The sequence below is a fragment of the Xanthomonas sp. CFBP 7698 genome, from assembly GCF_003600855.1.
Classification (GTDB): domain Bacteria; phylum Pseudomonadota; class Gammaproteobacteria; order Xanthomonadales; family Xanthomonadaceae; genus Xanthomonas; species Xanthomonas cannabis.
The window spans coordinates 116676-131428 of record NZ_PRDN01000006.1 but is presented as its reverse complement, the minus strand read 5'-3'; the positions used below and the strand labels follow the sequence as shown (position 1 = coordinate 131428).

12 protein-coding genes are annotated in these 14753 nt (G+C 67.6%); 5 read left to right on the top strand and 7 right to left on the bottom strand.

Translation table 11 applies throughout. The features are described from left to right. Positions 1 to 5: 5 nt before the first annotated feature. Positions 6 to 1214: an FAD-dependent oxidoreductase gene (locus XnspCFBP7698_RS19020; RefSeq protein ID WP_123137661.1), complete on the bottom strand. Its 1209-nt coding sequence runs from the start codon at positions 1212 to 1214 to the stop codon at positions 6 to 8. Between the two features lie 278 nt (positions 1215 to 1492). Between XnspCFBP7698_RS19020 and XnspCFBP7698_RS19015 the strand changes: the two genes are divergently transcribed. From XnspCFBP7698_RS19015 to XnspCFBP7698_RS19000, 4 genes are all read left to right on the top strand, one after another. After that, entirely contained in the window at positions 1493 to 2791 is a 1299-nt protein-coding gene (locus XnspCFBP7698_RS19015; protein WP_123137660.1) for a histidine kinase, read from the top strand. Then, the gene (locus XnspCFBP7698_RS19010) at positions 2788 to 3564 is read left to right on the top strand and encodes a LytTR family DNA-binding domain-containing protein (protein WP_123137659.1); all 777 of its coding nucleotides are present in this window, start codon (positions 2788 to 2790) and stop codon (positions 3562 to 3564) included. Before XnspCFBP7698_RS19015 ends, XnspCFBP7698_RS19010 begins: the two co-directional genes overlap by 4 nt. A gap of 45 nt (positions 3565 to 3609) precedes the next feature. After that, on the top strand, positions 3610 to 3981 hold the full coding sequence (locus tag XnspCFBP7698_RS19005) for a hypothetical protein (protein WP_039405806.1): 372 nt from the start codon (positions 3610 to 3612) through the stop codon (positions 3979 to 3981). A gap of 175 nt (positions 3982 to 4156) precedes the next feature. After that, complete coding sequence (locus XnspCFBP7698_RS19000) at positions 4157 to 5752, top strand: APC family permease (protein WP_047694783.1); 1596 nt, start codon at positions 4157 to 4159, stop codon at positions 5750 to 5752. Positions 5753 to 5935: 183 nt separating this feature from the next. Here the strand turns inward: XnspCFBP7698_RS19000 and XnspCFBP7698_RS18995 are convergent, their stop codons facing one another. Further along, positions 5936 to 6535: a hypothetical protein gene (locus tag XnspCFBP7698_RS18995; protein WP_047694784.1), complete on the bottom strand. Its 600-nt coding sequence runs from the start codon at positions 6533 to 6535 to the stop codon at positions 5936 to 5938. A gap of 480 nt (positions 6536 to 7015) precedes the next feature. Between XnspCFBP7698_RS18995 and XnspCFBP7698_RS18990 the strand changes: the two genes are divergently transcribed. Then, entirely contained in the window at positions 7016 to 7942 is a 927-nt protein-coding gene (locus XnspCFBP7698_RS18990; RefSeq protein ID WP_123137658.1) for an oxygenase MpaB family protein, read from the top strand. A gap of 493 nt (positions 7943 to 8435) precedes the next feature. Here XnspCFBP7698_RS18990 and XnspCFBP7698_RS18985 read toward each other — a convergent pair whose 3' ends face one another. The 5 genes from XnspCFBP7698_RS18985 to XnspCFBP7698_RS18965 form a co-directional block, all read right to left on the bottom strand. Beyond that, the gene (locus XnspCFBP7698_RS18985) at positions 8436 to 10505 is read right to left on the bottom strand and encodes a M13 family metallopeptidase (RefSeq protein WP_123137682.1); all 2070 of its coding nucleotides are present in this window, start codon (positions 10503 to 10505) and stop codon (positions 8436 to 8438) included. Between the two features lie 148 nt (positions 10506 to 10653). Next, complete coding sequence (locus tag XnspCFBP7698_RS18980; protein ID WP_123137657.1) at positions 10654 to 11349, bottom strand: glycosyltransferase; 696 nt, start codon at positions 11347 to 11349, stop codon at positions 10654 to 10656. A 307-nt stretch (positions 11350 to 11656) separates the two neighbouring features. Continuing rightward, entirely contained in the window at positions 11657 to 12652 is a 996-nt protein-coding gene (locus tag XnspCFBP7698_RS18975; RefSeq protein WP_123137656.1) for an aldo/keto reductase, read from the bottom strand. Positions 12653 to 13035: 383 nt separating this feature from the next. Next, entirely contained in the window at positions 13036 to 13605 is a 570-nt protein-coding gene (locus tag XnspCFBP7698_RS18970) for a flavodoxin family protein (RefSeq protein WP_123137655.1), read from the bottom strand. A gap of 94 nt (positions 13606 to 13699) precedes the next feature. Beyond that, positions 13700 to 14596: a LysR family transcriptional regulator gene (locus tag XnspCFBP7698_RS18965; RefSeq protein WP_123137654.1), complete on the bottom strand. Its 897-nt coding sequence runs from the start codon at positions 14594 to 14596 to the stop codon at positions 13700 to 13702. Between the last annotated feature and the right edge of the window lie 157 nt (positions 14597 to 14753).

Below are 14753 nucleotides of genomic sequence, written 5' to 3'. Positions count from 1 at the left end.
GCAGCTCAGCCCGGTGCGAACAAGCGCGCCAATTCGCGTACCGCCGCTTCGGAGGCGGCCTGGTCCGGTGCGGCATCGGCATTGTTGAAGTCGTTGGCACCTTGCGACTGCACCAGCAGCCCGTCGCGCCGCGGCACCATGTTGAGATTGTGGCCGCGCCAGACCAACCCGTAGGTCACTTCCGGTTGCGGGATCAGGCGCGCGGTCTGCCCGCGCACCGGGATCACGCTCTCGTCGCCCAGCAGGGCGCGTGCGCCATAGCCGGTAGCGTTGATGAGGATCTTTTCGCGCAGGTCGGCGAACTGGCGCGGACTGTCGAAGTTGCGCGTGACCAGCTCGCCGCCGGCCTGCAGGAAGTCCTGCAGCAACAGGCGTGCATAGGCGCTGATGTTGAAGGTCAGTTGGCTGTAGCGGCGCACGAACGGCACCGGAAACGGATGGCTGCCGGCAGCGACCGGTTGCGAGCGCGCGCCCAGATTGTGCAATAGCGTGCGTTCCAGCGCGGGATAGTCCGGCTCGTGCGCCTCGGCCGAGGCGATCGGTTGGTCGAACGGCACATCCGACAAGGCGTAGCCATCGCGCCATTCGATCGGCTCGCCTGGCAGGCCCAGCAAGGTCTGGTATCGGCGAAAGGATATCCGCGCCATCTCCTGCCAGCGTGTCTTGAAATCCGTCGTGGCGTACTCACTGGTGCACACGCGCGAATCCGGCGACCACACGCCGGTGGCATAGAACGAGCGCACGTCCGGCAGGCGCTCGCGGGCATAGATGCGCACGCGCAGCCCGGCGCGTTGCGCCACCAACGCCGTGGTCAGCCCGATCGCGCCGCACCCGATCACCGCCAGCTCGCGCGCATCCGCATCGGCAGCACGCACCAATCGGACTGCGTGCTCGGCAGCACCCCACGACAGCGACCAGCCGCTGCCACCGTGGCCGTAGTTGTGCACCACCGTCTTGCGCCCGATGCGCTCGGCCTCGATGCGCGGGCCCTGCGCCCGGAACGGGCGCGTGCAGCCATCGATGGCGATGATGCGATCGACCGAGGCGCGGATCGGTACCAGTGCAGGTGCGGCAGCGAAGGGCAGCGGTGCGCCGATCGGCAGCGCTGCAGAGGGCAGTGCTGCGGCCGCCGGCGTGCGGCTCGCGGCCCAGCCACCGGTCGATGCAGCCGCAAGCGCCACGCCGGCGCTGCGCAGGAAGTGACGGCGGTCCATGCGACTCCTTACGATCTGATCGGGTGTGGGCGGCACGCTGCAGCGTGCGGCAACGCCGCTCCGCCCGGCATGATACGCGCGCTGGCGCGGCCGCACCGGATGACCCACACGGCCGCGTCGGCTGCGCATGCCGGGCTGCCCTGCGGGTACGCCGCCGGGGTTCGTCGCCCGATCGCGGCACTTGAGGCGGCGCTGGTGGCCATTCGTCGCCTCGGGCGTTGGCGACGGCACGTGCCGGCTATGCTCGCTCCCGTCCCAGCCCTGCGAGTTACCCGTCCGTGTCTGCCAGCGTCTTCCTGATCGTGCGCATCGTGTTTGCCTGGGCTGCCGCCTTGGTGGTGGCCGCCATCATGTGGGCGCAGCTGTTCGGTTCCACCGGGGCGTTCTTCGGCCTGATCTGCACCATGCTGCTGACGCTGGCGTTGATGAGTTCGATCACGCATGTGCGGCGCGTGCGGCTGATCGCCGGCCGGCTGGATCACGACACCTTGTCCACCCGCCAGCGGCGCCAGATCGAAGTGCCGCTGGATGTGCGGGCCAGCTTTGCGGTGGTGGAAGAGGCGGTGCGCGCCCTGCCGCGCGTGCAGGACATCGAATGCGCGCCGGGCAGCCTGCTGATCCGCGCCAAGATCCGGCGCATCGACCCGTACGAAGGGCGCCAGCCGTCGCGCTGGAATCTGTTCGCGCGCTTTGCCATCACCCACAACACGGTGCTGGTGACGATTGCGCCAGGGCAGGGCACCAGCAGCGTCACCGTGCTGTGCGAGCCCGACGCCGGTGCCTGGGTGGACCTGTTTGCGGTGGACGAGGGCAGCAATTTCGAAAACGCCGAGGCGATCAATCGCGCGGTGGTGCGCCGGGTCGGCGAGCAACGTCGCGACGAACAGGCTGCGGCCGAGCAGTCGGTGATGGAGAAGGAACTGGCGGTGGCGCGCCTGAACCTGCTGCACGCCCAGGTCGAACCGCACTTTCTGTACAACACCCTAGCCAGCGCGCAGGTGCTGGCACGTACCGACCCGCCACGCGCCGACATCATGCTCGGGCACCTGATCCAGTACCTGCGCAGCTCGCTGCCCAGCGCCGACGGCGCCATCTCCACCTTGGGCGAAGAACTCGAGCGCACCCAGGCCTACCTGGAGATCCTGCGCATCCGCATGGGCACGCGGCTGGCCCTGCAGGTGGAAGTGCCGTACGAGCTACGCGGCCTGCAGTTGCCGTCGATGATGCTGCAGACGCTGGTGGAAAACGCCATCAAGCACGGCTTGGAGCCCAAGCCCGGCGGTGGCACGGTGTGGATCCTGGCGCGTCGCCTGGACGACCACGCCACGCTGACCGTGGCCGACGACGGCCAGGGCTTCAACACGCACAGCCAGGGCACCGGCATCGGCCTGAAGAACCTGCGCGAGCGCCTGCAGCTGATCTATGCCGGCAAGGCGAGCTTTGCCATCGTGTCCAATTTTCCCAGTGGCGTGGCGGCCACCCTCACCTTGCCGCTGCCGGCGCAGCTGGTCGCGACGCGGTCGCCGCCGCCGTTGCCCGGCACCGCAGCCGCACCCGCCCCGCAGGTGCAGGCATGAGCGCGCTGCGTGCGGTGATCGCCGAGGACGAGGCGCTGCTGCGGCAGTCGCTGCTGACGTTGCTGGGCGAGGTGTGCCCGCAGCTGCAGGTGGTGGGCGAATGCGAGGACGGTGCCGGCGCGCTGGAGACCATCGCCACCGAGCAACCGGATGTGGTGTTTCTGGATATCCGCATGCCCGGCCTCACCGGCATCGAGGTGGCGCGTGGCATGCGCGAGGTCAGCCCGCGCACGCAGGTGGTGTTCGTCACCGCCTACGACCAGTACGCCATCGATGCGTTCGAACACGGCGCGGTGGACTACCTGCTCAAACCGATCAGCCGCGAGCGGCTGCAGGCGACCTGGCAACGCGTGCAGCAACGTGCCGCCGCCGGCCAGCCGGACAGCAGCCTGCTGGAGGCGTTGCTGCAACGCCTGTCCGCGCGTCCCGCCACGCCCGCGGCCGCGCCGCCGCTGGCCTGGCTCACCGCCAGCAGCGGCCGCGAGACGCGTCTGATCGCGCTGGAGGAGGTGGCGTATTTCCAGGCCGATCACAAGTACACCACGGTGATGACCGCCGCCGGCGAGGCGCTCCTGCGCACGCCATTGCGCGAGTTGCTCGACGTGCTGGACCCGCAGGTGTTCAAGCAGATCCACCGCTCGACCATCGTCAACATGAAGGCGGTGGCCTCGGTGATCCGCGAGGATACCGGCAAGGGTCGCCTGGCGCTGCGCGGGCGCAGCGAGACGCTCACCGTCAGCCAGCCGTTCATGAGCCTGTTCCGCGGCATGTAATCCCGCCCATTCCCCATCCCGCATCGATACGAAAGGATTGCCTCCATGCGCCTGATCGCCTCCCTGGTGTATTGCCTGCTCGCCCTGGCCGGTTGCCACGAACGCAACGGCACCACCTCGATCACCCGCGCCATCAGCGATGGCCGCGAGGTGATCTTCAGCAAGACCCTGGTCACCGCCACCGAAACCAACGTGCATTGCCTGGCCAGCAGCAGTGGCCGCTGCCACTACCTGATCTACGAGGAGCACTGCCCGCCGGCCACGGTTGCCGGCAACGTGCCGGCGCCGGCCTGCGTGCGCCGGACCCTGGACAGCTTTGCGCTGACGCCGGGCCAGGTCCGCGCAGTGCGTGGCATCCCGGCAGCGGCACACACCTGCGTGGATTCGAGCGTGCCCGGCGCCGATTGCCACGGCTGAGCCGCAGCGCGCAGCCTGCGTCTGCTGTCCGCCGGGGGGCCGATGCCGCGTTCCGGGCAAGCGGCCGCATAGCCGTTTCGAGACAAGCCTGAATACGCACTGACGATCAGCGGCCGCTTCTGCGATCATTGCCGGCTTGTTGCCGGTTCACGGCGCCCTCACTGCCAGGCTACTCATGTCCGAACACTCGTTGCGCCGCGACGTCGGCCCCTTTGCGCTCATGCTCACCGGGCTGGGCTCGATCATTGGTTCCGGCTGGCTGTTCGGTGCCTGGCGCGCGGCCGGCCTGGCCGGCCCGGGTGCGATCTGGGCCTGGATTCTGGGCGCGGCGATCATCACCACCATCGCGCTGTCGTATGCCGAGCTGGGCGCCATGTTCCCCGAATCCGGCGGCATGGTGCGCTACAGCCATTACTCGCATGGCTCGCTGGTGGGCTTCATCGCCGGCTGGGCCAACTGGATCGCCATCGTGTCGGTGATCCCGGTGGAAGCCGAGGCTTCGGTGCAGTACATGGCCTCCTGGCCCTGGGCGTGGGCGCAAGGGCTCTACGTGCAGGCGCCTGGCGGGGCCGGTGAATTGTCGGTGCCGGGCCTGCTGATCTCGGCGGTGCTGGTGCTGGTGTACTTCTTCCTGAATTTCTGGAGCGTCAAGCTGTTTGCGCGCTCCAACACGCTGATCACCGTGTTCAAGCTGGTGGTGCCCGCGGCGACCGGCGTGGCGCTGATCGCCAGCGGCTTCCACAGCGAGAACTTCAGCGTGGGCATCCACGGCGATGCGCACGTGATCGATCTGGCCGCGGTGCTCACCGCGGTGGCCACCGCAGGCATCGTCTTCAGCTTCAACGGCTTCCAGAGCCCGGTGAACCTGGCAGGCGAAGCGCGCAATCCCGGGCGCAGCATTCCGTTCGCGGTGCTCGGTTCGATCGCGCTGGCCACGGTGGTCTACGTGATCCTGCAGGTGGCCTACATCGGCGCGGTGCCGCCGGACCTGCTGGCCAAGGCCGGCTGGCACGGCATCGATTTCCGCTCGCCGTTCGCCGAGCTGGCCATCATCGTCAACCTGCATTGGCTGGCGATGCTGCTGTACATCGATGCCTTCGTGAGCCCCAGCGGCACCGGCATCACCTACACCGCCACCACCGCGCGCATGGTCTACGGCATGGAAAAGAACGGCACCATGCCGGCCGTGCTGGGCAAGCTGCACCCGGTGTGGGGCGTGCCGCGCATGGCGATGTTCTTCAACCTGGCGGTGTCGTTCGTGTTCCTGTTCTTCTTCCGCGGTTGGGGCACGCTGGCCGCGGTGATCTCGGTGGCGACCATCATTTCCTACCTCACCGGGCCGATCAGTGCGATGGCGCTGCGCCGCCACGCACCGGAGCTGCACCGCCCGTTGCGCATCGCCGCCTTGCCGGTGCTGGCCGGCGTCGCGTTCGTGATGGCGACCGAGCTGCTGTACTGGGCGCGCTGGCCGCTGACCGGCGAGATCATCCTGCTGATGGTCGTGGCCTTGCCGGTGTACTGCTATTACCAGGCCAAGCAGGGCTGGCCGGACCTGCGCCGCAACCTCAAGGGTGCGGCATGGATGATCTGCTACCTGCCCACCATCGCGCTGGTGTCCTGGGCTGGCAGTACCGACTTCGGTGGCCATGGCTACCTCAGCTACGGCACCGACCTGGCCGTGGTCGCCGCGGTCGGCGCGGTGTTCTACATCTGGGGCGTGCGCAGCGGTTGGCGCACTCCCTCGGTGGAGAAGGCGGTGGCGCAGGCGTGAGTGGTCACAGGTTCGGGTGCGCTGCCAGGAGCCGGCGCCCGTCAACCGGCTGGCAGTGACCCCAGGAATCAACAAGAACGGCCGGTGCAGTGCGCACCGGCCGTTCTTGTTTGCAGCGAAATCATTGCTGCAGGCAGCGCGTTTATCGGTCAGCGCGTCGCTGCATCGCCACGCCGGCCCTGGTCAGGAATTGACCACCAGCCGTGGTGCGCCGTCGAAGCGGTCGAGGTCGCGCAGCAGCTCCGTATAGCGGCGCAGCCGGCCCATTTCGCGCATGTTGACGATGTCCTCGTGGCGCAGCTCGCGCTTGGAGGTCACTTCCTGCTTGTAACGCAGCACTTCCGGGTAGCGGCGGGTCATGTCCAGCGCGTCGGCAACGCACTCCACCGAGTCGGCGTCCGGCGTCACCCGTGCGCGGCTGTTGAAGGCGCGCAACCAGCGCTCGAAACCGGCGCTGTGGTCGAACAGGTCGGCGATGTACCACATGATGAACAGGATCGATGCCCACGAGGTAAAGATGATGACGATGCGGCTGAAGGTGAGGTGGTAGTCGTTCTGCCACAGCTGGTGCGTGATCACACCCAGCAGCACCAGCGAGATCGCCTGCCAGCCGATGATCGAGGCGATCACCCATTGCTTCTTGGCCACCTTGAGCAGATCGAGCTCTTCGTCGAGCTGCGCGTCGGTCTTGTCGCGCCAGTAGGCCACCTGCTCGTCGAAGGAGCGCCGATGGAGTGCATTGTCCTGCAATAGCAGGCCCAAACCCTGGAACAAAGCGATCATGACAAGCTCCTGACGGATGGCTGGTACGAACGGCTTGCTGCAACGGCGGTTGCCGTGCCCTGGAGCGACCGGTATGCCACTCGCGCGGCGTGCCGATGTCGGACGGCCCTAGTTCTAGCACTTTCGCCGTGCATGGCAATGCCCGAGGCGAACCGGTGGCCGCGAAATCCTGCGCACCTGCGCACAAAACGCTGAATTCAGGCGAATTTGGCGCGGCGGTGCTACATCGCGCATGTTTCGCTCGCCCGATCTTGTTGCACTGCACACCAGGTGATGCGGCAATGACGCGTTGCGGCGGATGTGGGCAAGCCGCATTGCCGGGTATCGTCGCGACGAAGTGGCCTGTGTTGCGTGGCGCACTCGCCGAGCCTGCTTCGGGCCGTACCGGGTTGTTTCGCGCGCGACTGAACCGGTCGAAGGCCGCGATGCCGTGCCGGGTACACTGACGTGGCGTTGCGACTGCCTGCGTATCATTGCGGCATGTCAGCCGTCCTGCGTACCCTCACCGCCCCCGCCGCCGAACAGATCCGCCGCTGGGTGCTTGGCGCGTTTCCGCGTGGTCAGAGCACCATCGAATACGACCAGCCGCTGGGCGACCCCGGCCTGTTCGGCCCCGACAGCGTGACCTGGCGCGTGCACTCCGAATTTCCCGGCATGCTGTCGGGCGGGTTATGCGCCTTGATGCTGCAGCTGCTGCACCCGCGCGCGCTGGCCGGGGTCTATGACCACTCCAACTTTCGTGCCGACCTGGTCGGGCGGCTGCGCCGCACTACCAACTTCGTTGCCGGCACCACCTACGCGCCGCAGGCCGAAGCCGAGCAATTGATCGCGCGCGTGCTGCGCATCCATTCGCATATCCGCGGCCACACCGCCGATGGCGTGCCGTACGAGGCCAACGATCCGGCGCTGCTGACCTGGGTGCACGTCACCGAGGCCTACGGGTTCCTGCAGGGCTGCCGCCGTTATTGCCGCGACGTGCCCACCGCCATTGCCGACCGCTACTACGACGAGGCGCGCCGCGTGGCCGAAGCATTGGGCGCCCGCGACGTACCCGCCAGCGAGGCCGAGGTGGACGCGTATTTTGCGTCGGTGCGTGGCGAGCTGCGCATGGACGCGCGCTCGCGCGAGGTGCTCGACATCCTCACCAGCATCCAGTTGCCGGTGCCGGCGGCAGACCTGTCGCGCGGCGTGTTCCTCGGTGCCGGTACCGCCCTGTTGCCGGGCTGGGCCAGCGACATGCTGGGCCGCACCGCCACGCAGCGCGTCCAGGCGCGGGCATCCGCGCGCGTGCTGCGCGGTCTGGCGCCGCTGTTCCGCACTGCGTTGCGCGACGGCCTTTCGGCACGCGCATGCAGGCGCATGCAACTGCCCCCGGCGATGTTGCTGAAGTGGCCTGACAAGGCCTGATATTGCATGTCAGAGTTGGCTGAGCGTTCTATCGCGGCAAGCGACGTGGCGTGTTCCAGGAGTGACTGACACACCTGCTGCAGAGTGGTGGAGCAGGTGCGGACGGAGTGTTTGGAGTGGAGCAATGCTCATCGGAGCGTGCGAGCGGGCGTGCCGCTTTCGGGCGCCATCGGCAGCTGCGTTGCGGCGCCCGCGCGCGGTGCAAGACTGGCGCACCGATGTATCGCGTTGTTGTCTAGCTTAAAAGCTGGGTGATATGCGTGGGCGGCAGCGTGTGGCGACACCGTACCCTCACCCCAACCCCTCTCCCGGCGGGAGAGGGGCGAGTCTATGCGGCACGCGGCGCTGTACGGGGCAGCCGCAGCAGAGGGCTAAAGCCCCTCTCCCCTCGGGAGAGGGGTTGGGGTGAGGGTAGGGCGCAGGTCGAGCAGCAGTCCATGCATCACGGGTGTCCAAGCAAGGACTCCAGCACAGGCATCGTCCGTGCCGCCTTTTACCAGATCCTGACCCGCTGCTCCGGTGCCAGATACAGCTGCTCCTCCGGCTTCACGTCGAACGCCGGATACCACGCGTCCACATTGCGCACCGTCTGCGCACGGAAGCGGCCAGGCGCGTGTACATCGGTCAGCACGGCGTTGCGCAGCGCTGCATCGCGATACTTGCCACGCCAGGCCTGCGCGAAGCCGAGGAAGAAGCGCTGGTCCGGGCTGAAGCCATCGATGGTCTGTGGCTGCTTGCCCTGCAGCGACAGCTGATAGGCGTCGTAGGCGGTGGCCAGGCCGGCAACATCGGCGATGTTCTCGCCCAACGTCAGCTTGCCGTTGACGCTCAGGTCGTCAAACGGCTTGTATGCGCTGAACTGGGCGGCCAGCGCATTGCCGGCGGCCTCGAATTTCTTCAGGTCCTGCGGCGTCCACCAGTTGTGCAGCTCGCCATGTTCGTCGAACAGCGCACCCATGTTGTCGAAGCTGTGGCTGATCTCATGCCCGATCACCGCGCCGATCGCGCCGTAGTTCACCGCATCGTCGGCGGCCGGGTCGAAGAACGGCGGCTGCAGGATCGCGGCAGGAAAGATCAGCCGGTTCTCCAACGGCACGTTCAACGCGTTGACTTCCTGCGGCAGCATGTACCACTCGCGATGGTCGACCGCCTTGCCCAGCTTGGCGAGGTTGCGGCGATACTCGAACAGCTGGGCGCGTTCCACGTTGCCCAGCGCATCGTCGCGACGCACCTCGAGCGCGCTGTAGTCGCGCCAGCTGTCCGGGTAGCCCACCGCCACCGTCAGCCCGGCGATCTTGGCCTTGGCGTGCTGTTTGGTCTCCGGGGTCATCCATTCCAGCGCATCGATGCGCCGGCCGAATGCGGTGACCAGGTTCTTGACCATCTCTTCGGCGCGGGTCTTGGTCTGGGCGCTGACGTATTTCTGCACATAGCGCTTGCCGACCGCCTCGCCCAACGCGGCGTTGGTGGCGTCGATCCCGCGCTTCCAACGCTGGCGCTGCTGCGGCGTGCCTTCCAGGGTGGTGCCATAAAACGCAAAGCGCTCGTCGGCAAAAGCCTTGGACAGATACGGCGAAGCCCGATCCAGGGCACGGAAGCTCAGGTAGTCCTTCCAGGTCTGCAACGGCTCCGATTGCACCAGGGCCGACAAGCCGCGCACCGCCTCCGGTTGCCAGACGATGAAGTCCTGCTGCGCCTTGAGCCCGGCGGCATCGAAGAACAGTGCCCACTCCAGGCCGGGGGCATTGTGCGCAAAATCGGCCTGTTTCCAGGCGTTTGCGCCGGCCTGCACGTTGTTGGTCCGTTCGGGCGTGGCATGCACGCGTGCCATGGCCGTTTCGAGCGCGACGATGCGCTCGGCCCTGGCCGCCGCGTCGGCGATGCCGGCCAGCTCCAGCACCTTGACGATGTGCGCGCGGTAGGCCTCGCGCAGATCCGCCATGCGCCCGCCGTCCAGGTAGAAGCTGCGCTCGGGCATGCCCAGGCCGCCTTGCACCAGATACGGCGCGTAGCGGCCGGGATGGTGCAGATCCTGCGACACCCACAGCCCGAACAGGCGGTCGGTGTAGAAGTTGGTCGCGTTGAGCAGGTCCACGTCTGCGCGCAACTGCCCGCCCAGCGTGCGCGCCAGCGCCTGCTTGTCGCCCAGTTGCGCGATGGCCTCCAGTTCCGGTTGTACCGGGCGCACGCCCTTGGTCTCGATGCTGGCCTCGTCCATGTAGGCGGCGTAGTAGTCGCCGATCTGCTTGTCTTCACCGGTGACGCGGTCGTTGGCGGCCGCGCCTTCGATGATGTCGCGGCTGTGGCGTTCGGTCTCGATGGCGATGCTGACGAAGCTGTTGAAGCTGGAGCGGTCCTCGGGAATCTGCGTGGTCCTGACCCAGTTGCCGCTGGCATAAGCGAAGAAGTCATCACCCGGCGCGACGCTGCGGTCCATGCCGGCCGCGTCGAAGCCGAAATCGCCGAGCTTGGGTGTGCTGGGGGCGTGCTCGGCGTGACTGTCGGCGGCAGGCTGCGCGCCCTCGCGGTGACACGCTGCGGCGGTCAATGCCGCAGCGGCCATGGCGGCGATCAGGACAGGGCGATGCAAAGAGGCCATGCGGCGCGACTCGAAACCGGGACAGGTGTCGCAGTGTAAGTGGCCTGCGGTGCCACGTCCCGATTTGAGGGCAGGCACCGCCGCGTCACGCGCCGGTGCGGACACGCTCGGTTCAGCGCCGTCGTTGGTACCAGAAACCCAGCGCATCGCGGGTCTGCAACATGCGCCGTCCGCGCCACAGAAACCGCAGCAGCAGGCCCAGATGCTCGCGTTTGGAAAAACTGCGCAGCTTGCGGTCGGAGGTATGCACGGTCTGGCGCAGGATCACAAAGCGCCCGCAGCGTGCCAGCGCGCGGCTGAGCGCGACATCTTCGCCGGCGTAGTAGCGCGTGTCGAAACCACCGGCCGTGACGAAGGCCGCGCGTGTGCAGAACAGAAAACACCCCGGCGCGATGCCGGCAATGCGGAAGAACCAGCCGAACACCGCTTGCGCGGTGCGTTCGGACCACACACGGTTGCCGTGCAGGTGGACTTGCGCGCCGCCGCCCACCGCACCGGCGTCCAGCGCTGCCAGTGCGGCGCCGACCACCTGCGGGTTGATCAGGGTGTCGGCATCCAGGAACAGCAGCCGCTCGCCCTGCGCCGCCTGTGCGCCGGCGTTGCGCGTGGCCGCAATGTGCCGCAGCTGGACCTCCAGCACCTGCGCGCCGTTGCTGCGTGCGATGACGGCAGTGTCATCGGCGCAGGCGTCGGCCACCACGATCACTTCATAGTCCAGCTGGAGCGCGCGTGCGCAGGCGTGCAGGCACTGCAGCGTGTCGCCGATCAGCGCGGCCTCGTCATGGGCGGGGATCACGAAGGACAGCATGGGCGTGCGTGATGTGAGGTACTGCCAAGTGTGCAGGCGCCGGCGATGCGATGGTGTGAGTAGTCGCAGTCAATCCGGTGGCGCGACGGCGAAGCGACCGCAACGGCCGCGCACCCGCACCGGGAACGCGGCCATCTTCCACGGATGGCAGGCACCTACACCTGCATGCTCGAGCGCGCTGCGATGGACGCGCCGGCCCAGCGCGCCGTTACGGCCGGATGGCGGCGACCGGCAACCGGTTGCGACGGTTTCTGTCACGGCCCGGTACCACGGCCATGCGGTCCAGGCGCAATCACGCCGCGTCGGCTCAGCGGTTGACCGCGCCCATCATCGCTTCCGGGTAGCGCGTGCCGGCGGCGGCCTGCGGCGGGAAGATCGCATCGATGCGCGCCAGTTCGTCGGGCATCAGCGCTACGTCGAGTGCTGCGATGTTTTCCTCCAGATACGCCAGACGCTTGGTGCCGGGAATCGGAACCAGGTCCTGGCCCTGTGCCAGGACCCAGGCCAATGCCAGTTGCCCGGGCGTGACGCCCTTGTCCGCCGCGATCGCCTTGACCTGCTCCACCAGCTGCAGGTTGCGGGTGAAGTTTTCGCCCTGGAAGCGTGGCGAGTGACGGCGGTAGTCGTCTGCGTCGAAATCGTCCGGCGAGGAGAATGCCCCGGTTAGGAAGCCGCGCCCCAGGGGCGAATACGGCACGAACCCGATGCCGAGTTCGCGCACGGTGGCGAACACGCCGTTGTCTTCCGGCTCGCGCGACCACAGCGAATACTCGGTCTGCACGGCAGTGATCGGATGCACCGCATGCGCGCGCCGGATGGTAGCGGCGGCCGCTTCCGACAGCCCGAGAAAACGCACCTTGCCCTGTTCGACCAGCCGCGACATGGCACCGACGGTGTCTTCGATCGGCACGTTGGGATCGACGCGGTGCTGGTAGTACAGGTCGATGTGCTCCACGCCCAGGCGGCGCAGGCTGGCTTCGCAGGCAGATTGCACATAGGCCGGGCTGCCATCGATGCCACGTACCGACGGATCGCCGGGGTCGAGCTTGATGCCGAACTTGGTGGCCAGAAACACCTCGTGCCGGCGCGAGGCGATGGCCTTGCCGACCAGCACTTCATTGGTATGCGGGCCATACATGTCGGCGGTATCGAGCAGGCTGATGCCGCGGTCGAGCGCGCGATGGATCACCGCGATCGAGGCAGCCTCGTCGCTGCGGTTGCCATAGAACGCGCTCATGCCCATGCAGCCAAGGCCGAGTGCGGAAACGGTGGGGCCGGAACGGCCGAGGGTACGGGTTTGCATGGTGGGGGAGGCTCCGTGCAGCAGGGTAGGCGGGGAGAGTGGCGCGGTATGCGTTAGCGCGGCGTGGCCCACGTGCTAACGCCTGAGGTCGGTGTGCGGTGGTGCAGGTGTGACACGGCACGGCAACGAGCGCGCCGCGCGACGCCTGGGAGTACAGTGCGAATCGAAGTGGACTGCATGGTTCCAGCCTGCGCCGATTGCGGAGCGGCAGCGATGGGCAGGCGCATGCGATGCGCTGGCGACCGGGCCGTGCACACGTCTTGCGTGGCGCTGGTGACGGTGGGTGCGGCAGCGTTGGCGTATGGCGACGTGGCGATGCTGTTCAACCACACCCGCGCGCATCGCCTTGTTCGGCACGCGCGCGGGTGCGGTGAGACGCCAGCTCAGCCCTTGAGCTTGTTGGTGAATTCGGCGACGCGCTTGCCCAGCAGCCGCGCGGTTTCCAGATCGCCTGCGCGCGGGGCTTCGTCCGGCGAAGCGTCCGATGGCGAGATCGCCAGCGCGCCGCCCCAGCCACCAGTCCAGTTCACGTCCTGCGGCCCGTGCGCCTTGGTGTTGGCTGGCGGCAAACCGGTGCCCACCCAGATCTGGCCGTGCTGCTGCGACAGGGTCCAGAAATACTGGATGGTGGTGGCCTTGTCGCCATTGACCGAGGCCGAGTTGGTGAAGCCGGCGGCGATCTTGTCCTTCCACGCCTGCGTAAACCACGGCTTGGAGCTGGCATCGGCAAATTTCTTGAACTGCCACGCCGGCCCGCCCATGTAGGTGGGGCTGCCGTAGATGATGGCATCGGCGGCATTGATCGCATCCCACGCGTCGTCAGGCAGGTTGCCGTCCTGGTCGATGCGGTACAGCGTGGCCTCGGCCACACTGGCGGCCCCCGCATGCACGGCTTCGGCCTGCTTGACGGTGTGGCCATAGCCACTGAAATACACGATGGCAATCTTGCTCATGGATGCTCCTGCTCAACGAGGGGAGGGGGATTGTGTGCATACCGGCCGCGACAGAAGAATGACCACGCGCGGGACGAACTGTTGCCGGGCCCGTTCAGCCGGGTGCCGGTGCGGCCAGGTGCTCGAGCAGGTAGTCGATGAAGCTGCGCACCTTCGGCGCCAGGTGGCTGCGGCTGGTGTAGACGGCAAAGATGCCGATCCGGCCGAGTTCGTACGCCGGAAGAATGCGCACCAGGCGGCCTGCAGCCAGATGCGCGTCGGCCAGGAAGTCCGGCTGCATCACGATGCCCTGGCCGGCCAGCGCCGCCGCATTGAGCACATGGCCATTGTTGGCGCGCAGCCCACCGTGCAGGCGCACATCCACATCGCCATCGGGCCCGTGGAAGCGCACCGCGTCGCCGGTGGGCGAGTAGTGGTAGAGCAGGCACTCGTGGCCAGCCAGATCGGCCGGGTGTGCCGGCGTGCCCGCCCGCGCCAGGTAGGCCGGCGCCGCGCACGGCACCAGCCGCACCGTGCCCAGCTGGCGGGCGATCAGCATCGGTGCCGGCTCGCGGGTGATGCGGATGGCGACATCGAAGCCTTCCTCGACCATATCGACCAGGCGATCGGTCAGCGACAGGTCCAGCTCCACCTGCGGGTAGCGCGCACGAAAGCCCGGCAGCAAGGCCCCCAGGCGCTCGATCCCGTAGCTCACCGGGGCATTGACCCGCAGCACGCCGGCCGGCTCCAGCGCCTGCGCGCCGATGGTGGCCTCCAGGTCGTCCAGGTCGGCTAACAATTGCAGGCAGCGCTGGTAATACGCGGTGCCGGCGCTGGTCAGGCTGACCCGGCGCGTGGTGCGATTGAGCAGGCGGGTGCCCAGGCGTTGTTCCAGCGCAGCCACCTGCCGGGTGACGCTGGCGGTGGAGCGGTCCAGTGCATCGGCCGCGGCGCTGAAGCCGCTGCGTTCGGCCACGGCGGTGAAGACGCGCATCGCATCCAGGGTATCCATCCGGGCTCCGATTATTGCTTGTGGTGCAATAAATTATCCGACCTCGCGTCCTTTATCCGAATGCCGTGGGTCATAGGCTAGTACGGTCCTCAACGGAGTGCCCGCATGTCCACCACCCTTGCACCCCCGCGCACCGCGGTCTACGGCGCGGCCCTGC